The organism is Ideonella azotifigens (assembly GCF_021043325.1).
Classification (GTDB): domain Bacteria; phylum Pseudomonadota; class Gammaproteobacteria; order Burkholderiales; family Burkholderiaceae_C; genus Ideonella; species Ideonella azotifigens.
The window spans coordinates 69,307-88,464 of sequence record NZ_JAJNKD010000011.1 but is presented as its reverse complement, the minus strand read 5'-3'; the positions used below and the strand labels follow the sequence as shown (position 1 = coordinate 88,464).

At 68.5% G+C, this 19,158-nt stretch carries 18 protein-coding genes; 12 read left to right on the top strand and 6 right to left on the bottom strand.

Going from position 1 to position 19,158, the window contains the following annotated elements:
- Positions 1-67: 67 nt before the first annotated feature.
- Genes LRH25_RS21330 through LRH25_RS21320 form a run of 3 tightly spaced genes read left to right on the top strand, consistent with a single transcriptional unit; the run spans position 68 to position 920 of the window.
- On the top strand, positions 68-382 hold the full coding sequence (locus tag LRH25_RS21330) for a helix-turn-helix domain-containing protein (RefSeq protein WP_141286188.1): 315 nt from the start codon (positions 68-70) through the stop codon (positions 380-382).
- Positions 379-603, top strand: a complete 225-nt coding sequence (locus LRH25_RS21325) for a HipA N-terminal domain-containing protein (RefSeq protein ID WP_141286187.1) — start codon at positions 379-381, stop codon at positions 601-603. The genes LRH25_RS21330 and LRH25_RS21325 overlap by 4 nt, the downstream gene beginning before the upstream one ends.
- Positions 600-920: a hypothetical protein gene (locus LRH25_RS21320; protein ID WP_141286185.1), complete on the top strand. Its 321-nt coding sequence runs from the start codon at positions 600-602 to the stop codon at positions 918-920. Before LRH25_RS21325 ends, LRH25_RS21320 begins: the two co-directional genes overlap by 4 nt.
- A 46-nt stretch (positions 921-966) precedes the next feature.
- On the opposite strand, the gene paoC is transcribed toward LRH25_RS21320, so the two are convergent.
- From paoC to paoA, 3 genes are read right to left on the bottom strand one after another with little or no spacing between them, the layout of a single operon-like run.
- A complete protein-coding gene (paoC, locus tag LRH25_RS21315; protein ID WP_141286183.1) occupies positions 967-3,174 on the bottom strand; it encodes an aldehyde oxidoreductase molybdenum-binding subunit PaoC in 2,208 nt (735 codons plus the stop codon).
- Positions 3,175-3,177: 3 nt separating this feature from the next.
- Positions 3,178-4,137, bottom strand: coding sequence for an FAD binding domain-containing protein (locus LRH25_RS21310; protein WP_141286181.1), 960 nt, complete (start codon positions 4,135-4,137; stop codon positions 3,178-3,180).
- A complete protein-coding gene (gene paoA / locus LRH25_RS21305; protein ID WP_141286179.1) occupies positions 4,134-4,793 on the bottom strand; it encodes an aldehyde dehydrogenase iron-sulfur subunit PaoA in 660 nt (219 codons plus the stop codon). The genes LRH25_RS21310 and paoA overlap by 4 nt, the downstream gene beginning before the upstream one ends.
- Before the next feature lie 157 nt (positions 4,794-4,950).
- On the opposite strand from paoA, the gene LRH25_RS21300 reads away from it, so the two are divergent.
- Positions 4,951-5,196, top strand: coding sequence for a hypothetical protein (locus tag LRH25_RS21300; protein ID WP_141286177.1), 246 nt, complete (start codon positions 4,951-4,953; stop codon positions 5,194-5,196).
- Positions 5,197-5,217: 21 nt separating this feature from the next.
- Here the strand turns inward: LRH25_RS21300 and LRH25_RS21295 are convergent, their stop codons facing one another.
- The gene (locus tag LRH25_RS21295; protein WP_310733306.1) at positions 5,218-5,565 is read right to left on the bottom strand and encodes a hypothetical protein; all 348 of its coding nucleotides are present in this window, start codon (positions 5,563-5,565) and stop codon (positions 5,218-5,220) included.
- Between the two features lie 169 nt (positions 5,566-5,734).
- On the opposite strand from LRH25_RS21295, the gene dusA reads away from it, so the two are divergent.
- The 4 genes from dusA to LRH25_RS21275 all read left to right on the top strand — a co-directional run bounded on the left by dusA (position 5,735) and on the right by LRH25_RS21275 (position 11,195).
- Entirely contained in the window at positions 5,735-6,775 is a 1,041-nt protein-coding gene (gene dusA / locus LRH25_RS21290; protein ID WP_141286175.1) for a tRNA dihydrouridine(20/20a) synthase DusA, read from the top strand.
- Positions 6,772-7,656: an S-methyl-5'-thioadenosine phosphorylase gene (locus tag LRH25_RS21285; RefSeq protein WP_141286173.1), complete on the top strand. Its 885-nt coding sequence runs from the start codon at positions 6,772-6,774 to the stop codon at positions 7,654-7,656. Before dusA ends, LRH25_RS21285 begins: the two co-directional genes overlap by 4 nt.
- 219 nt (positions 7,657-7,875) lie before the next feature.
- Complete coding sequence (locus LRH25_RS21280) at positions 7,876-9,717, top strand: DUF1800 domain-containing protein (protein WP_141286171.1); 1,842 nt, start codon at positions 7,876-7,878, stop codon at positions 9,715-9,717.
- A gap of 32 nt (positions 9,718-9,749) precedes the next feature.
- Positions 9,750-11,195, top strand: coding sequence for a DUF1501 domain-containing protein (locus LRH25_RS21275; protein ID WP_141286169.1), 1,446 nt, complete (start codon positions 9,750-9,752; stop codon positions 11,193-11,195).
- Positions 11,196-11,325: 130 nt separating this feature from the next.
- On the opposite strand, the gene LRH25_RS21270 is transcribed toward LRH25_RS21275, so the two are convergent.
- Together LRH25_RS21270 and LRH25_RS21265 are read right to left on the bottom strand one after the other, a co-directional pair.
- A complete protein-coding gene (locus LRH25_RS21270) occupies positions 11,326-13,896 on the bottom strand; it encodes a response regulator (RefSeq protein WP_170200770.1) in 2,571 nt (856 codons plus the stop codon).
- A gap of 97 nt (positions 13,897-13,993) precedes the next feature.
- Positions 13,994-14,914 carry a DMT family transporter gene (locus LRH25_RS21265; RefSeq protein ID WP_231012171.1) on the bottom strand — a complete coding sequence of 307 codons (921 nt, stop codon included), beginning with the start codon at positions 14,912-14,914 and terminating at the stop codon, positions 13,994-13,996.
- Positions 14,915-14,974: 60 nt separating this feature from the next.
- Between LRH25_RS21265 and LRH25_RS21260 the strand changes: the two genes are divergently transcribed.
- The 4 genes from LRH25_RS21260 (at position 14,975) to LRH25_RS21245 (ending at position 19,146) form a co-directional block, all read left to right on the top strand.
- Positions 14,975-15,640: a response regulator gene (locus LRH25_RS21260; RefSeq protein ID WP_141291784.1), complete on the top strand. Its 666-nt coding sequence runs from the start codon at positions 14,975-14,977 to the stop codon at positions 15,638-15,640.
- Positions 15,637-17,034, top strand: coding sequence for a sensor histidine kinase (locus tag LRH25_RS21255; protein WP_231012169.1), 1,398 nt, complete (start codon positions 15,637-15,639; stop codon positions 17,032-17,034). Before LRH25_RS21260 ends, LRH25_RS21255 begins: the two co-directional genes overlap by 4 nt.
- Positions 17,035-17,120: 86 nt before the next feature.
- Positions 17,121-17,702 (top strand): cytochrome b, encoded by a 582-nt coding sequence (locus LRH25_RS21250; protein WP_141289255.1) that lies wholly within the window; start codon positions 17,121-17,123, stop codon positions 17,700-17,702.
- 94 nt (positions 17,703-17,796) lie between these two features.
- Positions 17,797-19,146, top strand: a complete 1,350-nt coding sequence (locus LRH25_RS21245) for a cytochrome C (protein WP_141289256.1) — start codon at positions 17,797-17,799, stop codon at positions 19,144-19,146.
- The last annotated feature ends 12 nt before the right edge of the window (positions 19,147-19,158 follow it).

Here is a 19,158-nt window from a genome sequence, read left to right as displayed (position 1 = left end):
ATAAGGTCTACAATTGGCCATATTTTGAAGATAAGGGCCTCTTTATGGGCCCATATATGGCCAAAGCATGATCGATTTTCGCCTTGCTTCAGCCGGCCAGGTGCTCGATGAGCTTGGCGCGCGGCTGCGGCAGCAGCGCCAGGCCCTGAACTGGACCCAGCAAGAGCTCGCCACGCGGGCTCACGTCGCCCTCAACGCCGTCAAGGCGCTGGAGTCGGGTGGCAACACCACGATGACCTCGATGGTGAAGGTGGCTCAGACCCTGGGTGTGATCGGCGACCTGGCACAGGCGTTTGCGCCGAAGGCAAATGTCACCATTGCCGAGCTGGAGCGGGTGGCCGGTGCCACCCGTGTTCGCGTGCGAAAGGCCAGGCCGCAATGAAGAAGGTCGAAGTCTTCTTCCGCGGTTGGGGGCAGGAGTGGGCGCTGGGCACGCTCGCGCAAAACGGCTCCCAGGTTTTGTTTGAATACTCGCGGGCTGCCCTTGAGAAGCGGATCGAGTTTTCCAGACTGAACGTGCCGCTGACGCCGCAAACCTACTCAGGGTTCCCGCAGTACCTGTTGCAACTGCCCGGCTTCATTGCCGATGCGCTGCCAACATGACGTTCAACCAGGGCCCTGGCGGCTACCACCAGACATCGGTGATGGGCGAGGCCCGCCACCCATCGCGCGCATCGCTGCTTGCACTGGCCAAGGCCTGCGACGTGGACGCGGCATTCGCGCTGCGCACCATCGACCAGGTGTGCGGCGTCGCCCAATCCCTGGAGTCCCTGCTGGACAGCAACGGCGTCCGCCGCGCCACCCGCAAGACCATCGGCGACCTCGTCTCAGCCAATGTCGCGCGCTGCCTATCGTCGGCGGTCACGCCAGCCCCCGCATCCCGCAAGCGAGTGGCGCCTACGCCAAAGCCGCGGGCCTGATTCGACCGCAGGTCATGCAGCCAGACAGATTGGCTTGCCCTCCGCACTATGCCTCCCCCGGCAAGCCCGCCAGCAACTTGTCCAGCGTCACCGGATACTCCCGCACCCGCACACCCGTCGCGTTGTAGACCGCGTTTGCAATCGCTGCGGCCACGCCGCAGATGCCGAGTTCGCCGACGCCCTTGGCTTTCATCGGCGATGAGATGGGGTCGGTTTCGTCGAGGAAGATCACGTCCTGGTGGGGCATGTCGGCATGCACCGGGACTTCGTAGCCGGCGAGGTCGTGGTTGACGAAGAAGCCTTTGCGGTGGTCGATGGCGAGTTCTTCCATCAGCGCGGCGCCTGCACCCATGGTCATCGCGCCGATGACCTGGCTGCGGGCGGACTTGGGGTTCAGGATGCGGCCGGCGGCGCAGACGGCCAGCATGCGGCGGATGCGGATTTCGGCAGTGGCGGCGTCCACGGCCACTTCGACGAAATGGCCGCCGAAGGTGGACTGCTGGTAGCGCTTGTCCAGGTCGCCGTAGGTCATCGTGTCTTCGGCGACGGCGCCGTCCTTGCCCGCGGCCTCGGCCAGCGTCATGCGGCGGTTGCCGGCACGGATCTCGCCGTCGGTGAACACGGCTTCGGCGAGGTTGAAGCCGTGTCGCGCCGCGAGGGTGGCGCGCAGTTTTGCGCAGGCGGCATAGACGCCGGCGGTGGAACTGTTGGCACCCCACTGGCCACCTGAGCCGGCCGAGACCGGGAAGGCCGAGTCGCCGAGCTGCACGTTCACCTGCGACAGCGGCACGCCCATCATCTCGGCAGCGGTCTGCGCAATGATGGTGTAGCTGCCGGTGCCGATGTCCGTCATGTCGGTTTCGACGGTGACGATGCCGCGCGAGTCCAGTTTCACCCTGGCGCCGGACTTCATCAGCAGGTTGTTGCGAAACGCCGCGGCCACGCCCATGCCGATCAGCCATTGGCCTTCGCGCCGCTGGCCGGGTTTGGCCGAGCGCCTGGCCCAGCCGAAGCGCTCGGCTCCGGTGCGCAGGCATTCGGTGAGGCGGCGCTGGGAGAAGCGGCGGTCCGGCTTTTCGGGGTCGACCTGGGTGTCGTTGATGACGCGGAATTCGATCGGGTCCAGCCCCAGCTTCTCGGCCATTTCGTCCATGGCGATTTCCAGCGCCATCAGGCCCGGCGCCTCGCCGGGCGCGCGCATGGCGTTGCCCTCGGGCAGGTCCAGCACGGCCAGTCGCATCGCGGTCATGCGGTGGGCGCCGGCGTAGAGCAGGCGGGTTTGGTTGACCGCTGTTTCGGGCTTGCCTTCGGCCAGGTCGCCGGACCAGCTTTCGTGGCCAATGGCGTTGATCTTGCCGTCCTTCCCGGCACCGATGCGGATGCGCTGGATGGTGGCCGGCCGGTGCGTGGTGTTGTTGAACATGAAGGGCCGCGGCAGCATCACCTTGACCGGCCGGCCTGCGGCCTTGGCGCCCAGCGCGGCCAGCAGCACGTCTGCCCGCAGGAACAGCTTGCCGCCAAAGCCGCCGCCGATGTAGGGCGAGATGAGGCGCACTCTTTCCTTGGGCATCTTCAGCGTGGCGGCCAGGTCGGTGCGGCCCCAGTCGATCATCTGGTTCGAAGTCCACACGGTCAGTTCGTCGCCCTTCCAGGCGGCCAGCGTGGCGTGTGGCTCCATCATCGCGTGGGCATGGTCGGGCGTGCGGTAGGTCGCGTCCAGCTGGACCGGCGCGGCGGCGAAGGCGCCAGAGAAGTCGCCCACTGCACTGTCCGGCTCCGGGTCCTGCTTGGGCGTGGGTTTCTTCGCCGAGTCCTTGGCGGCGGCCAGGTCGAAGCTGCCTTCGGCGGCTTCATATTCGACCTTGACCAGCTGCGCTGCAGCGCGGGCCTGCTCGAAGCTTTGCGCAACGACCAGCGCCACAGCCTGGTGGTAATGCTGCACCTCGGGCCCGGCCAGCAGCTTGGCCGTGTTGCGCTTGCCCTTGCCGAGCTGGCCGGCGCTGCCTGCGGTGACGATGGTGATGACGCCGGGCGCGGCCCGCGCGGCACTCAGGTCCATCGCGGTGATGCGGCCCTTGGCAATGGTGGCGCCGACGGGGTAGCCGTAAGCCGGGTTGGCGGCCACGTCGGGCCGCTCATAGGCATACGGCGCGGTGCCGGTGGTCTTGCGCGGGCCGTCGATGCGGTCGGTCGGACGGCCGACGACCTTCAGCTGGTCGATCGGGTTGGTGCCCGCAGGGGTGTCGAATTTCATCGCTCAGCCTCCCATTTGTTTGGCCTGGACCAGCACCGCGGCCAGCGTGCGCTCGGCGAGCTGCAGCTTGTAGGCGTTGTCGTCGCTGGGCTTGGCGCCGGCGAGCAACTGGGCAGTGACCGCCTTGGCGCCTTGCGGCAGTGCGGCTTCGGCGGCTTCCACGCGCCAGGGCTTGTGTGCCACGCCGCCCAGCGCCACGCGGCCGCTGCCGTCCGGCTGCAGCACCGCAGCGACCGAGACCAGCGCAAACGCATACGAAGCCCGGTCGCGCACCTTGCGGTAGACGTGCAGGCCGCCCAGCGGCTTGGGCAACGTGACGCTGGTGATCAACTCGCCCGGCACCAGCGCGGTTTCGATCTGCGGCGTGTCGCCGGGCAGGCGGTGAAAGTCGGCAATCGGTATGTGGTGGGCCTGGCCGTCGGGGCGGACGGTGTCGACCGTCGCGTCCAGCACGCGCATGGCCACGGCCATGTCGCTCGGATGCGTGGCGATGCAGGCCGCGCTGGTGCCCACGATGGCGTGCTGCCGCGTCACGCCGCCAATGGCACTGCAACCGCTGCCGGGCTGGCGCTTGTTGCAGGGCTGGGCGGCGTCGTAGAAGTAGGGGCAGCGGGTGCGCTGCAGCAGGTTGCCGGCGGTGGTCGCGCGGTTGCGCAACTGGCCTGAGGCGCCGGCCAGCAGCGCGCGGGACAGCACGGCGTAGTCGCGTCGCACCCGTTCGTTGGCCGCGAGGTCGGTGTTGCGCACCAGCGCGCCAATGCGCAGGCCGCCCTCGGGTGTCGGATCGATCTGGTCCAGCGCCAGGCCGTTGACGTCGATCAGGTGCGAAGGCACCTCGATCTGCAGCTTCATCAGGTCCAGCAGGTTGGTGCCACCGGCGATGAACTTGGCGTTGGGGTGGTGCGCCGCGGCCGCTGCCGCTTCGGGGGCGGTGCGGGCGCGTTCGTAGGTGAAGGGCTTCATGGCTGGCCTCCTTGCTGCTGCGCGACCTCGGTGATCGCATCGGCAATGTTCGAGTACGCACCGCAGCGGCAGATGTTGCCGCTCATGCGCTCGCGCAGTTCCTCGGCCGAGAGCATCGGGCGCTCGGTCAGGCTGGCGCTCACGTGGCTGGGTATGCCGCGTTCCACCTCGTCCAGCATGCCGACGGCCGAGCAGATCTGCCCCGGCGTGCAGTAGCCGCACTGGTAGCCGTCGTGCTTCACGAAGGCGGCCTGCAGCGGGTGCAGCCGCTCCGGCGTGCCCAGGCCTTCGATGGTCGTGACCTTGGCGCCATCGTGCATGACCGCCAGCGTCAGGCACGAGTTCAGCCGGCGGCCATCCGCCAGCACCGTGCAGGCGCCGCACTGGCCGTGGTCGCAGCCTTTCTTGGTGCCGAACAGCTGCAGGTGCTCACGCAGCGCGTCCAGCAGCGTGGTGCGGTTGTCCAGTTCCAGCGTGCGCGTCTGGCCGTTGACCTGCAAGCTGACCTTGGACATGGGCACGCCGGAGGCGGGCGGCGAGGGTGCTGGCGTGGGCACGGCAGCGGCGTCTGCCGCGGGCACCACGCTGGCCGTGGACGCAGCGCCGGCAATCAGCAGGTCACGGCGGGAAATGGCGAGGTCTTGCTGGCAGTGCATGGCTTGATCGGCTCCCCGTAGGCATGTGGCGGAGGCGGGCAATCGGCGCGCCCGGCCATGCGGTGGCACGCGTCCCTGCCGGCGCCGAGGCTGTCACCTTGGTGGGCCAACCGGCGTCGCATACTGGTGGCTGCCAAAGTCAAAACGGGAGCGTCAAATGGAAAAGTTGCAGACTGGCTACCTCGGCCACTTCACGTTGCGTGGCTTCAGCCAGGCGCAGCCGGACGGGCGTTTCGAGGCCCACTTCAGCGTCACCGAAGACGACCCTGAGGCCGACGCCTCGGCCACCGGCGACACCGGCATGCTGTATGGCACCGAAGAAGAGGCGGCAGATGCCGGCCTGCAGGCGGCGATGACCTGGGCCAACGAGAACAACCCGGACGACCGGGAAGGGCGGAGCTGAGCGGCTGAACCCGGATCCCGATCAGTCTGCGGTGCAGGCGAGCATCGCGAGCTGGGCTGCCAGCGTGGGTGGCGTGTCAGGTGCGGCCGGCTCGGCTTGAGCGCCTGGCGCGGCACCCAGCTTGATCTCGGCGCCAGCCGCGTGCATGCGGCTGGCCACCCGTTCCAGTTCCTCGGGCGTGAGCGCCAGCCTGGCCGCGGCAAAGAACAGCATGTGCAGGCCCATGCCGCGCGGCGCCTGGCCGCCGGTGTACTTGCGCCATTGCTGGCCGCCGGCCAAGCCAAACAACTCGGCCATCTCGACCCCGGTCATGCCGAGTTCTTCCTTCAAGCGGCGCAGGTCCGCAGGCGTGGGTGGGCTGTATTGCATGCTCCGACTGTCCGCCTCCAGCATGAACAGACTGTGACGGTCGCGGGTGGTTTGTGGCGGCAGTCATCTGCGCACGCACGGGCCACGAGCCCGCGAAACCGGGCATTCGCCTCGGGCAAGTCGAGCCAGGCCGAGTGCGCCGAGGCGTTGCTTGGATAATCACACCCACATGACGAACCGCGACACCAGCGCCGAGCCCGGCGCAACTCACAGCCCCTGGCGCCTCTCGGTGGCGCCCATGATGGACTGGACCGATAGGCATTGCCGGGTCTTCCATCGGCTGCTGACCCGCCACACCCGGCTCTACACCGAGATGGTGACAACCGGGGCTTTGCGGCATGGGGACCAGCCGCGGCACCTGGACTTTGATGCGGCGGAGCAGCCGCTGGCCTTGCAGCTGGGGGGCAGTGAGCCGGGCGAGCTGGCATACAGCACCGAGCTGGCGCGGCAGTGGGGCTACCAGGAGGTGAACCTGAACTGTGGTTGCCCCAGCGAGCGGGTGCAGCGCGGCGCGTTTGGTGCCTGCCTGATGGCCGAGGCGCCGCTGGTTGCGGACTGCGTGCGGGCGATGGTGGAGGCGGCCCAGCCGCGGCGGGCGGGTGAGGCGGCGCTGCCGGTCACGGTCAAGCACCGCATTGGCATCGACAAGGAAGAGAGCTATGCGTTTGTGCGCGACTTCGTGGGCACCGTGGCCGAGGCCGGCTGCGAGGTGTTCATCGTGCATGCGCGCAATGCCTGGCTCAAGGGCCTGAGCCCGAAGGAAAACCGCGAGATTCCGCCGCTGCGCTATGAACTGGTGCACCAGCTCAAGCGCGAGTTTCCGCAGCTGACCATCGTGCTGAATGGCGGCGTGAAAACCTCGGATGAGATCGCCCATCAGCTGCAGTTCGTGGACGGCGTGATGATCGGCCGCGAGGCTTATCACAACCCCTGGGTGATGGCCGACTGGGACCGGCGCTTCTTCGGCGAAGCGGCAGCCGAGCGCGACCGCATCGACATCGAACGCGCGATGGCGCTGTACATGGCCGAGCGCCATGCTGAAGCCGGCACGCCGTGGGCGCACATTGCCCGCCACATGCTGGGACTGTGGAACGGCACGCCGGGCGCGCGCCGCTGGCGGCAGGTGTGGTCGGACCACAAGCTCAAGGGCGAAACGCCAGAGGCAGTGCTGCGCATTGCACATCCGGAATTGGCCACGGAGGCCGCATGACCGCTCAGGTGCTCGGCGTGCTCGGTGGCAGCGGGCTCTACGAGCTGCCTGGCCTGACGGACACCGCTTGGGTCACGGTCGACACGCCCTGGGGGGCGCCCTCTGACCAATTGCTGGCCGGCCGCCTGAACGGCGCGCAACTCGTCTTCCTGCCGCGCCACGGCCGCGGCCACCGCGTGCCGCCGGGCGAGGTCAACTACCGGGCCAACATCGCGGCGCTGAAGCAATTGGGCGTGACCGACGTGCTGTCGGTCAGCGCGGTGGGCGGGCTGCGGGCGGACCTGCCGCCGGGCACCTTCGTGGTGGTGGACCAGTTCATCGACCGCACCGTGGGCCGGGCATCGTCCTTCTTCGGCACCGGCCTGGTGGCGCACGTGGCGATGGCCAGGCCGACCTGCCACCGGCTGGGCCGGCATGTGCTGGCGCAACTGGCGGCGCAAGGCGTGCCGCATGCGGATGGCGGCACCTACCTGGCGATGGAAGGTCCGCAGTTCTCCACGCTGGCCGAAAGCCGCATGTACCGCAGCTGGAACTGCGACGTGATCGGCATGACCAACCAGCCAGAGGCCAAGCTGGCGCGCGAGGCCGAGCTTTGTTATGCCTCGGTGGCGATGGTGACGGATTTCGACTGCTGGCATCCGCAGCACGACAGCGTGACGGTGGACGCCATCGTCAAGGTGCTGCTGGGCAACGCCGACACGGCACGCTCGCTGGTCGCCGCACTGACCGGCCAGATCACCGGCGACAGCCACGGCGCGGGATGCGCCTGCCGACGGGCACTGGACCACGCGCTGATCACCGCGCCTGCGGTGCGCGACCCGGCGATGGTGGCGAAGCTGCAAGGCATTGCAGGCCGCGTGCTGGGCAGCACGGGGCCGTGAGGTTCTGGTGGCCTGACATAAATCGTCAGTTTCCTTACGGCACAGAAACTGCTGATTGGCGGGGCAGTTGATGCGATCGGCGCATCAACTGCTCACAGCTTCCCGAAGGCGACCCCGGCAGAATTTTGTCTGTTGCCCGGGTTTGCTTTTCCGGTGACCTGACCCGCCTACCTTGCCACTGACAACGGGCTGCTTTGCACGGCCCGAAGGGACTTTGACATGCCGACTCCTGTTCGCCACGCTGGCGTAGACGCCAGCGTGTGCCGGCGCTCGCCTGCGCTTTCCAAGTTGCCATGGCGCCGCGCCAGCGCCGTCCTCGGTGCCGTCGCCATCAGCTGGGGGCTCGCCGGCTGCGGCGGCAGTGCCAGCGAGGGCAGTTCGAACGAGGCAGCTGCTGCCGAAGCCCGCCGCAGCGCGCTGGCCGTTTCGCAGCTGACCGCGCCTTCGCAGCTGGACGCGGTGCGCTTCGCCCAGCAGGCGACGATGGGCGCCAACGAGGCCCTCATCACCACGCTGCAGAGCCGCGGGTTGCCGGGCTGGTTGAAGGACCAGATGGCGCTTTCCAGCTCGCGCTACACCTCGGGTGCTGCCAACGGCGATGCGATCCACAAGAACGTCAGCGAGGTCAGCTTTTGCGACCAGCCGGCCCAGTCCGGCAACCCGAACTGCTGGCGCGACTACTACTCGACCGACCCGCTGATCTGGGACTTCTACCGCAACGCCACCGGCCAGACGGACCAGCTGCGCCAGCGTGTGGCGCTGGCGCTGCACCAGATCCTGGTGGTCAGCGGCTACGAGGTCAGCGGCACCTACGGCATTCGCAATTACCAGAACAACTTCCTGACGCTGGCCTTCGGCAACTACCGCGACGTGCTGCGCAAGGTCGTGCTGTCGCCGGTGATGGGTGACTACCTGGACCACGTCAACAACTCGCCCACCGCACCGAACGAGAACTTCGCGCGCGAGATGCTGCAGCTGTTTTCGCTGGGCACCTGCCAGCTGCAGAAAAACGGCAACTACGTGGGCGGCAAGTGCCAGCCGGTCTATGACAACGACATGGTGCGCAACTACGCCTTTGCCCTGACCGGCTGGACCTACCCGGTGGGCGGCAGCGCCAGCTGGGGCTGCTGGCCCACCGGCGCGAATTGCCAGTACTACGGCGGCGACATGGTGCCGGCCCCGGCGCTGCGCAACAGCAGCGCCCGCACGCTGCTGGGCGGTGTGGCCGTGCCGGCAGGCGCCGACGCCGCGACCGCGCTGGAACGCGTGCTCGACAGCGTGATGGGCCACGCCAACATCGGCCCCTTCCTGGCCAAGCAGCTGATCCAGCAACTCGTCAGCAGCAACCCGACGCCGCTGTACGTGCAGCACGTGGCCACCGCCTTCAACAACGGCAAGTTCAAGTACGTGGATGGCGACAAGACCATCAGCTTCGGCGCCGGCGTGAAGGGCGACCTGGCCGCCACCGTGGCCGCGGTGCTGCTGGACCCGGAAGCGCGCGACACCACGGTCAACCCGGCCAATGGCGGCAAGCTGCGCTCGCCCGCGCTGTTCTTCACCAGCGCGCTGCGCGTGATGAACGGTTTCAGCGACGGCGCGTCGCTCAGTTGGTGGTGGGGCGAGTCGCTCAAGCAGCACATGTTCAACCCGCCCTCGGTGTTCAGCTACTACCCACCGCGCTACCCGGTGGCCGGCACGAGCAAGCTGGTCGGCCCGGAGTTCGGCATCCACAACGCCAATGGCGCACTGAACCGCCTGAACTACCTGACCTACCTGTTCGACTGGGACGGTTCGACGCCGGACGCGACGATCCCGAACGCCATCGGCACCAAGATCAAGGTCGATGCCTTCCTCACCAGCGCATCTGATGCCACCGCCTTGGTCGACCGCATGTCGCTGGTGATGCTGGGCCAGCCGCTGGCCGCCACGCCGCGGCAGAAGGTGATCGACGCCGTGGGCTGGTGGACCTCGCAGCGCGACAGCCAGAACTGGCAGTCCAAGCGTGTGCGCGCTGCCGCCTACCTGATCATGGCCTCGCCCGACTACCAGGTGGCCCTGTGAGCCGGCCCCGTCAACGATCCGGAAACATCCCCATGTCGCACGATCATCACGATTCCTTTTCTCCCGCCCGCCGCCAATGGCTGCGCCGCTCCGGCGGCATGCTGGCTGCATCGCTGGGCGCCGGCAGCGTGGCCAACCTGCTGAGCATGGGCCCGGCCTATGCGGCCGACTACAAGGCACTGGTCTGCGTCTTCCTCTATGGCGGCAACGACGGCATGAACATGGTCGTGCCCAGCGACACCAGCCGCTACAACCAGTACGCTGGCGTGCGCGGCAAGCTGGCGCTGCCCAAGGATCAGCTGGTGGCGCTGACCGGCAGCGACTACGGCCTGCACCCAGCCATGGCCGCGCTGCAGCCCTGGTGGGCCAAGGGCCAGTTGGCGCCTGTGGTCAACGTCGGCCCGCTGGTGGGCCCGCTCACCAAGGACCAGTACCGCGCCGAGCCCGAAGGCTCTTCGCTGATTCCCGACAGCCTGTTCTCCCACTCCGACCAGCAGGCCCTGTGGGAAACCGGCACCGGCGACTCGGACTACCGCACCGGCTGGGGCGGCCGCAGCTCGCAGGTCCTGAAGACCATCAACCCGGTGATTGCCATTGGCAGCAACGGCCGCTTCGGCGTGGAAGACACCCGCACGCCACTGGTGCTGCCCACGGCAGGCAACGTCTTCGGTGCCTACGGCCTGCAGCCCTCGGACCTCACGTGGGAGCCCAACGCGCTGCGCAAGGCGGCCATCGACGCGCTGTACGCGCAGACCAGCGGCGTGGGCCTGCGCGATGCCTACAGCAGCCAGCAGCGCGATGCCTTCGAGGTTTCGCAGCGACTGGGCACGCTGGTCGCCTCCAAGCCGGGCGACGCGAACTCGGTGCCGGCGGTGGACAGCGCATTCGCGGCGCTGATGGTCAACGGCGTGGTCAGCGAACCGCTGGCTGCCCAGCTGTACCAGACGGCCCGGCTGATTGCGCAGAATGCCGTGGTGCAGGGCAATCGCCAGATCTTCTTCGTGACCCAGGGCGGCTTCGACAACCACAACGGCCAGATCGGCCAGACTTCGCTGGACGGCACGCACGCCGGCCTGATGAAGACGCTGGCCGTGGCGCTCGCGGCCTTCCAGACGGCCATCACCGCCATCGGCCTGGGCCCCAAGGTCACCACCTTCACGCAAAGCGATTTCGGCCGCACCTTCGCGCCGAACGCAAGTTCGGGTACCGACCATGCCTGGGGCAACCATCAGCTGGTGCTGGGCGGGGCAGTGAAGGGCGGCCAGGCCTATGGCCGGTATCCGGAGCTGGTGCTGGGCGGACCGGACGACGTGGGCGTGGACAGCTGGGAATTGCAAGGCCGCTGGATCCCCAGCAGTTCTGTGGACCAGTACGCCGCCACCTTGCTGCACTGGTTCGGCGCAAAGGACGCGCAGCTCGACAAGATCCTGCCGAACCTGGTGAACTACGGCAGCGCAAGGTCCTTGGGTTTTGTTTGAGCGGCGGGGGCTGTGGATGCTCATCGCTACCCTTCGACAGGCTCAGGGCGAACGGTTCAAAGTCCCCCGTTCGGATAGCACCCACCGTTCGGGCTGAGCCTGTCGAAGCCCAGCAACCGCGGCAGAACCTCTACAGTGCCGGCCGGGCCAAGGCCCGCTGCACTTCCCCGACAAACTCGCCATGCGCGAAGTCGGCGTGGGTCACCAGGCCCTGGATGCGGCCGTTGAGTTGTTGCCGGTCGGCCAGGCTCAGGTCGCCCGCGGTCACCGCAACGATCGGGATGTGCCGCGTGGCCGGGTGGTTCTTCAATGCCTCGGCCACGTCGAAGCCGCTGACCTCGGGCATGGCCAGGTCCAGTGCGATCAGGTCCGGCCGGAAGCGCTGCGCCAGTTCGATGCCTTCCTGCCCGCCCAGCGCGCGCAGCACCACGCAGCCACGCTGGCGCAGCTGTCCAGCCAGTCGCTCGACGGCGATGGGGTCGTCGTCCACCACCAGCACCGTGGCCTTGCGCTCGGCGTCTACCGCCAGGCCCATGCGCTCCAGGCCTCGGGCCAGCGCGTCACGCGCAATCGGCTTTTGCAGCACCAACGCGGCGCCCAGTGAATAGCCGCGGCCATGGTCGGCCACGACCGAGACGACCACCACAGGCACGCTGGCCCAGGCCGGCAGCGTGCGCATGTGGGCCAGGAATTGCCAGCCGTCCATGCCGGGCAGCATGATGTCCAGCGTGATCAGGTCCGGCGTGCATTCGGCGGCCAGCGTCAGCGCCTCTTCGGCTGAATGGACCCAGCGCACCTCGAAGCCCTGTTCCTCCAGCTGCACGCGCATCAGCGCCGCGGCATCGGCGTTGTCTTCCACCACCAGTGCCAGCCGGTGAACCGTGTCGCTGGACCGATTGCTTCCAGGCGCCCAGGCTTGCTGCGCCGCATGGGCCGTCTCGTCCCGCAACGGCAGCCAGACGGTGAAACAGCTGCCACGACCGGCCTCGCTGGTCACGGCGATCATGCCGTTGTGCAGCTCCACCAGCCGGTGCACCATCACCAGGCCCAGGCCGGTGCCCTCGGCTTGGCGGGTCACCGAGTTGGCGATCTGGGTGAAGGGCTTGAACAGTTTGTGCAGGTCGGCGGCGCTGATGCCGATGCCGCTGTCGGTGACCGAGATCTCGACATAGCGCGCAGGGCGCGCGGGAGCGGCCTCGGTCTGCACCGGCGGCTGCATGCGCAGGCCTTCGCGGAAGCCGGGCAGGGCGCTGCTGGCGCGGTCGGCGTCGGCCCACTGCACCTGCACGCTGACCTGGCCACCATCGGGGCTGAACTTGATCGCGTTGGACAGCAGGTTCAGCAGCAGCTGCTTGAGCCGGCGGCGGTCGGCCTGCAGCATGCCCAGCGGGCCGGGCTTGGCCAGCAGCAGCCTGACCTGGCGGGCGCGGGCGCGTTCATCGACCATCGCCAGGGTTTCGGTCAGCAAGGCCTGCAGCGGCACCGCTTCCAGCTCGATGTCGACCTTGCCGGCCTCGATCTTGGACAGGTCCAGGATGTCGTTGATCAGCGCCAGCAGGTGGTGGCCGCTCTGGAAGATGTGGGTGGCGAAGGTGCGCTGCCGGTCACTCAAGGGCCCGGCCATGCTGGCCTTCAGCATCTCGGAGAACCCGATCACCGCGTTCAGCGGCGTGCGCAGCTCGTGCGCCATGTTGGCCAGGAAATCCGACTTGAAGCGGCTTTGTTCTTCCAGCTGCCGGTTGCCCGCGGCCAGCTGTGCGTTGGCCGCCTGCAGCTGCTCGGTCAAGGCGTTCAGCTCGGCGCTGCGCCTGCGCATGCGGTCATGGGCATGGGCCAGCTTGGTGTAGAGCACATTGCTTTCAAGCAGCAACCGGCCCAGCACGAAGCTGGCCCCCATCAGGCCGAAGATGCGGCCGGCGTAAAAGCCCAGGTCGAAGCGGGCCGCGTTGAACAGCGCCGACAGCCCCACGTCCAGCAGCCATACCGCCATCACCACGACCAGCCACAGGTCCAGCACGGTGAGCGGACGGCGCTGCCAGATCAGCGTGCCCAGTGTGACCAGGCAGATCAGCCAGACGGTGCTGACGACCAGCGTGAGGCTGGAGAGGTAGCTGTGTTGATCGGTCATCAGCGCGGGCAGGCTGTCCTGGCCCAGCGTGGTCCATGCAACAGCCAGGCCGGCCGCCAGCAGTGCGAGGCCAGAGCCTGCCAGGCTGGCCAGCAGCGGTGAGCGGCCATGCGGCAAGGCCTCCCGCCGGCTGCCGCGCAGCAGCGCGTAGGCCAGCACATAGAGCGGAAAGCCGCCGTGCCAGAACATGTAGATCCAGGCCGTGGTGTGGCGCCCCGCACCGAGCAGGCCGGCGGGGCTGAACACGCCGGGGTAGGTCAAGGCATGCAGCGTGGTGATGCTGGCAGTGAACAGGTAGCCGCAGGCCAGCACCAGCAGTGCACGCGAGCGGGTCAGCCGGAACTGGCCCAGCAGCAGCACGAAGGTGATCAGGTCGGTGACGACGAGCGCCGCCTCATAGGCCGGGATGAAGGGCCAGAGCTGCCCCAGCGGCTCCTTCGCAAACGGCACCGCGCAAGCGAACAGCAGCGCGCAAATGCACAGCAGGGACAGCGCCATGCGGCGCTCCCTGTGGCTGGCCAGCCAGCCGGCCAGCGAAGTGGGCTGCAGGCTTGGGTCGGACCTGGCGTTCAAGGTGTTGGGTGTTGCGCTAGCACCCGTAGAAGTCATGCCTTATTACAGCAGAGCATGCTGGGAGAACACAGCTGTCAATGTTGACAGTCAGGTTTCCTCACCCCGCGGGCTGGCGACTACCTGGGGAAGACCCTGGCCAGGTCGCCAGCAGCAGGCCAGCCAGCGCCAGGCCCAGGGCCAGTGCCTGGGCAAGGCCCAGCGACTCGCCCAGCCACAACACGCCGACCGCGGTGGCGGCAAGCGGCAGCATCACGCTGAACACCCCCGCCTGCTGGGCCGGCACATGGCGCAGCCCGACCATCCACAGCCACACGGTGACCATGCTGGCAGCCACCGCGTAAAACAGCAGCAGGCCCCAGGCCGAAGCCGCCACGCCGGCGAAGTCAAAACGCATCGCCTGCCACAAGCCCAGCGGCGTGACCAGCACCAGGCCCCAGAGGTTGATCAGCGCGCTGATGCGCTTGGGCGAGACCTGGGCCGTCAGCCGCTTGCCGATGACCACGTAGCAGGCCTCGCAGAACACCGCGCCCAGCAGCAGCGCGTAGCCCCACCAGGGCGCCTGCTGCGCCGGCTGGCTGCCGCGCGCCAGCGCCAGCAGCGCAATGCCGGCCACCGCGCAGGCAATGCCGGCCATCACCCGCGACTGCAGCTTCTCGCCCAGCCAGAAGCGCGACAGCAGCGCCACCGCTGCCGGGATGCCCGCCATCACCACGCCGGCCGCCACCGCCGAGGTGGCCTGCACGCCGAACAGCATGCAGATCGAAAACAGGAAGTTGCCCAGGAAGCTCTCGAAGAACAGCAGCTTGCGGTCGCCCCGGCTCAGCCGCTGCTCGGCGTGCGGGCGCCGCACCCAACCGGCCATGGCCACGGCGGCAATGCCAAAGCGAAGCCAGGCCAGCAGGAACACGGGAAAGACGGCGACCAGGGATTTCGACAGGCCCACATAGCTGCCCACCAGGACCATGCTGGACGCCAGGCTGGCGTACGCCAGCGCGCGCACAGGTAACTTCAGGAACATGCGCGGCAGGTTAACCCAGGCCAAGGCGGCGCCTGCGGCCGGAGGAATAGGATGCCGGGCATGCGCATCTTGCTGGTGGAAGACGACGAACTGCTGCCCGCGGGCCTGCGCGAGGCCTTGGGCCAGGCCGGCATGGAGATGGACCACCTGGAAGCGGCAGAGCCCGCGCTCGACGCGCTGGCCCACGGCGTGCACGACCTGGTCATCCTCGACATCGGGCTGCCGGGCATGGACGGCCTGGCCTTGCTGCGCCGGGTGCGCGCCAGCGGCAACAAGGTGCCCATCCTGATGCTGACCGCGCGCGACGGCCTGGAAGACCGGGTGCGCGGCCTGAACGATGGGGCCGACGACTACCTGATCAAGCCCTTCCTGCTGCCCGAGTTGCTGGCCCGCGTGCAGGCGCTGATCCGCCGCAGCCAGTCCGCCGCCAGCTCGCGGGTGGCCGCCGGGCCGCTGCTGCTGGACATTGCCACCCACGAGGCCACGCTGGCCGATGCACCGCTGGCCTTGACCGGCCGCGAGTGGGACCTGCTGCTGGCGCTGATGCTGGCCATGCCGCGGGTGTTGCCCAAGCGCAAGCTGGCCGACAGCCTGAGTTGCTGGGACAAGGAGATCACCGACAACGCGGTCGAGATCTACGTCTCGCGCGTTCGCAACAAGCTGGCCGGCAGCGGCGTCTCGATCCGCACCGTGCGTGGCGTGGGCTACCGCATGGACACCGAATGAATCTGCGGCCCGCCTCTCCGCGCAGCCTGCGCGGCCGCCTGCTGAGGCTGCTGTGGTGGCCGCTGCTGGTGGTGCTGGTGCTCAGCGCGGCATATGACTATCGAAGCGCCCTGAACCGGGCGCGCGACAACCAGGACCTGGCACTGCGCCGCGTGGCGATCGCGCTGGCCACACGGCTGGACGTGGATGCCGACGACGCCCGGGACGACGACCTGGGCCTGCACCTGAGCCGCACCGTGCAGGCGATGCAGCGGGTTGACGGCCAGGACAGGCTGTATGCGCTGGTGCTGGACGAGCACGGTGGCGTGATCAGCGGGGACCCGGCGCAGGCGGCGCTGGTGGAACGCGACGAGCGCGACCAGCCACGCTACACCGACCGGCGCTGGGACCACCACGATGTGCGGGTGATCAGCTTTCCTCACCCTTCGGCGCTGGGGCCGGTGATGGTGGTGGTGGCCGAAACCACCGAGCGCCGCCAGGCGCAGACCCGGCAGGTGCTGCTCGGCACGCTGATGCCCAACCTGGTCCTGCTGGGCCTGACGCTGGCGCTGGTGTGGCTGGGCGTGGACGCGGCGATGCGGCCGCTGGACCGGCTCAGCGAGGCCGTGGGGCAGCGCTCGCCGGACGATCTGGGCGCCTTGCCCGAGGCCACGCTGCCCGCGGAGCTGCGCCCGCTGGTGGCGGCGCTGAACCGGCTGATGTCGCATGTGCGCGCCGCGGCGCAGGCGCAGCAGGCCTTCCTGTCGCAGGCCGCGCATCAGCTGCGCACGCCCTTGGCTGGCGTGCAGACCCAGGTGGAGCTGATCGGCAAGGAGGCAACACCGGAACAACGCAGCCGGCTCGCCGCGGTGACGGGCGCGCTGCAGCGCATGGCGCGTTCCACCCAGCAGATGCTGGCCCTGGCCCGCTCGGCCCCTGAGGCCGCAGTGCCCGAAGCCTTCCATCGCGTGGACTTGCGCGACCTGCTGGAAGACGACGCCTCGATCTGGCTGGACCCGGCGCTGCAGGCCGGCATCGACCTGGGCTTCGACGCCGCTTCGGCGCCCGTGCAGGGTTCGGCCTGGATGCTGCACGAGCTGATCGGCAACCTGGTCCACAACGCCATCCGCCATGCGCCTGCCGGTGGCCGCGTCACCGCCAGCTGCGGCGTGGCGCAGGGCGGTGGCGCCTGGCTGGTGGTGGAAGACGATGGCCCCGGCATCCCCGCCGAGGAACGCGAGCGGGTGCTGGAACGCTTCTACCAGGCGCCTGGCGCAGCCCGGGGCGGATCTGGCCTGGGCCTGGCCATCGTGCGCGAAGTGGCCTTGCGGCACGGGGCCACGCTGGCGCTGGGCGAGACCGGGCCCGCGGGCGGCCTGCGGGTGCGGCTGGAATTCCCGCCGCTGCACGACTGAGTCATTCCTGCGGCAGGCGCGACTGTCAGGCTTTTGAAGGGCGGCCCCTCTTAGCCTAGGGCTTCTGTCCGATTCAGGGGTCCTGCATGGCCTTTCCGTCTTCCGAACAGCGGGCCGCCGCGGCACCGCTGGCGCGCCAACCTCGTCCGCTGGCGGCTGCCCATTGGCTTTCCGCGCTGGCCTTGCTGGCCGTCTTCGCGCTGGTGCTCGGCCGGGAATTGATCGATGAGAAGGCGGTGCGCGCGACCTGGCTGCAACTGCACCGGGTCATGGGACTGCTCGTCTGGGCCCTCGCACTGACTCGGCTGGTGATGCGCAGCCGTTGGCGACTGCAGGAAGTGCTGCCCGATCGGCCGCGCTGGCAGGTCTGGCTGGCCTCGGGCATCCACGGCTTGCTCTATGTCTTCCTGCTGGGTTTGCCGCTGCTCGGCTGGGCCCTCACCAATGCCGCCGGCAAGCCGGTGGTGCTGCCACTGCTGGGCACGCTGCCCACCTTGCTGGCGCCTGACCCCGATCTCGCCGACACGCTGGAAGACTGGCACGGCACGCTGGCCTGGATCCTGGCCGCCATGGTTGGCGCCCATGCTGCCGCGGCGCTGTGGCACCACCTGGCGCTGCGTGACGGCGTGCTGCGCGCCATGTGGCCCTGGGCGCGCGCTCGCAGCTGAGCGCCCGGCTGCGCAGTCGGCGCGAACTGCACACCTTCATGCCTCGGCGCAGGCCGAGGCCACCCCATCTTTTGCCTGACCTCCGGGAGTCTCCATGACCTTGTTAAGTTCGTTTCGCCGCTGCGCGGCCTTGCTGGGCCTGGCTGCAGGGCTGATGGCCGCCGGCAGCAGCCAGGCGGTGCCCAGCTATGCCCGCCAGACCGGGCAGGACTGCGTGGCCTGCCACGTGGGCGGCTTCGGCCCGCAGCTCACGCCGTTTGGCGTGAAGTTCAAGATGGGCGGCTACACGGATACCGACGGCCAGTCCGGCAAGGTGCCGCTGTCCGGGATGGTGGTGGGCTCGTTCACCCACACCGGCAAGGACCAGGCCGAAGCGCCCGCGCCGGGCTCGCGCCTGAACGACAACCGCACGCTGGACGAAGCCTCACTGTTCATCGCCGGCAAGCTGGCCGACCAGCTGGGCTCGTTCATGCAGATCACCTACGACGGCGTGGGCAAGAGCAGCTCGCTGGACCAGATGGACCTGCGCTTTGCACACGTCACCGACATTGGCGGCAAGGACCTGATCCTGGGCGCCACGTTGAACAACAACCCCGGCGTGCAGGACCCGTTCAACACCCTGCCGGTGTGGAGCTTCCCGTATGCCGGCTCGCCGCTGGGCTTCGGCGGCGTGGAGACCGGCACGCTGATCAATGGCGGGCTGGAGCAGCATGTGCTGGGCCTCACCGGCTATGCCTTCTACGACAACAGCTGGTATGCCGAGCTGGGCGCCTACCGCGGCCTCTCGCGCACTGCGCAGGAGCGCATGAGCCTGGGCACTGCGGACGACCCTGGCCGCGTGGCCGGCAACACCGCCTACTGGCGCCTGGCCTGGTTCAAGGACCTGAAGCGCCAGGCCTGGTCGGCGGGTGTGTTCGGCTTCAATGCCGGCATCCAGCCTGACCGCCTGTCAGGTGGGCCAACCAACCGCTATCACGACCTGGGCGTGGACGCGCAGTACCAGTTCCTGGGCACGCGGGACCACATCTTCACCGTGCAGGGCAGCCACATCTGGGAGCGCCAGAGCCGCGACGCGATGCTCGCAGCCGGCGAGGCCAGCCATGCCGGTGGCTACCTGCGCGAAACCAAGCTCAATGCCTCGTACACCTGGCTGCAGACCTGGGGCTTCTCGGTCGGCCGCTTCCTGACCACGGGCGACAGCGACGCCACGCTGTACAGCGCCAACGCGCACAACAAGCCCAACACCCAGGGCACCACCTTCCAGGCCGACTGGACGCCCTGGGGCAAGGAAGGTTCGTGGCTGGCGCCGTGGGCCAACCTGCGGCTGGGTGCGCAGTACACCGCCTACAGCGAGTACAACGGTGCCGCCCGCAACTACGACGGCAGCGGCCGCAAGGCTTCGGACAACAACACGCTGTTCCTGTTCGCCTGGACCAGTTTCTGACGTGAGAGCCGC

Coding starts and splice junctions, on each gene's coding strand:
- LRH25_RS21330 (WP_141286188.1), top strand. CDS start 68: ATGATCGATTTTCGCCTTGCTTCAGCCGGCCAGGTGCTCGATGAGCTT.
- LRH25_RS21325 (WP_141286187.1), top strand. CDS start 379: ATGAAGAAGGTCGAAGTCTTCTTCCGCGGTTGGGGGCAGGAGTGGGCG.
- LRH25_RS21320 (WP_141286185.1), top strand. CDS start 600: ATGACGTTCAACCAGGGCCCTGGCGGCTACCACCAGACATCGGTGATG.
- paoC (WP_141286183.1), bottom strand. CDS start 3,174: ATGAAATTCGACACCCCTGCGGGCACCAACCCGATCGACCAGCTGAAG.
- LRH25_RS21310 (WP_141286181.1), bottom strand. CDS start 4,137: ATGAAGCCCTTCACCTACGAACGCGCCCGCACCGCCCCCGAAGCGGCA.
- paoA (WP_141286179.1), bottom strand. CDS start 4,793: ATGCACTGCCAGCAAGACCTCGCCATTTCCCGCCGTGACCTGCTGATT.
- LRH25_RS21300 (WP_141286177.1), top strand. CDS start 4,951: ATGGAAAAGTTGCAGACTGGCTACCTCGGCCACTTCACGTTGCGTGGC.
- LRH25_RS21295 (WP_310733306.1), bottom strand. CDS start 5,565: ATGCAATACAGCCCACCCACGCCTGCGGACCTGCGCCGCTTGAAGGAA.
- dusA (WP_141286175.1), top strand. CDS start 5,735: ATGACGAACCGCGACACCAGCGCCGAGCCCGGCGCAACTCACAGCCCC.
- LRH25_RS21285 (WP_141286173.1), top strand. CDS start 6,772: ATGACCGCTCAGGTGCTCGGCGTGCTCGGTGGCAGCGGGCTCTACGAG.
- LRH25_RS21280 (WP_141286171.1), top strand. CDS start 7,876: ATGCCGACTCCTGTTCGCCACGCTGGCGTAGACGCCAGCGTGTGCCGG.
- LRH25_RS21275 (WP_141286169.1), top strand. CDS start 9,750: ATGTCGCACGATCATCACGATTCCTTTTCTCCCGCCCGCCGCCAATGG.
- LRH25_RS21265 (WP_231012171.1), bottom strand. CDS start 14,914: ATGTTCCTGAAGTTACCTGTGCGCGCGCTGGCGTACGCCAGCCTGGCG.
- LRH25_RS21260 (WP_141291784.1), top strand. CDS start 14,975: ATGCGCATCTTGCTGGTGGAAGACGACGAACTGCTGCCCGCGGGCCTG.
- LRH25_RS21255 (WP_231012169.1), top strand. CDS start 15,637: ATGAATCTGCGGCCCGCCTCTCCGCGCAGCCTGCGCGGCCGCCTGCTG.
- LRH25_RS21250 (WP_141289255.1), top strand. CDS start 17,121: ATGGCCTTTCCGTCTTCCGAACAGCGGGCCGCCGCGGCACCGCTGGCG.
- LRH25_RS21245 (WP_141289256.1), top strand. CDS start 17,797: ATGACCTTGTTAAGTTCGTTTCGCCGCTGCGCGGCCTTGCTGGGCCTG.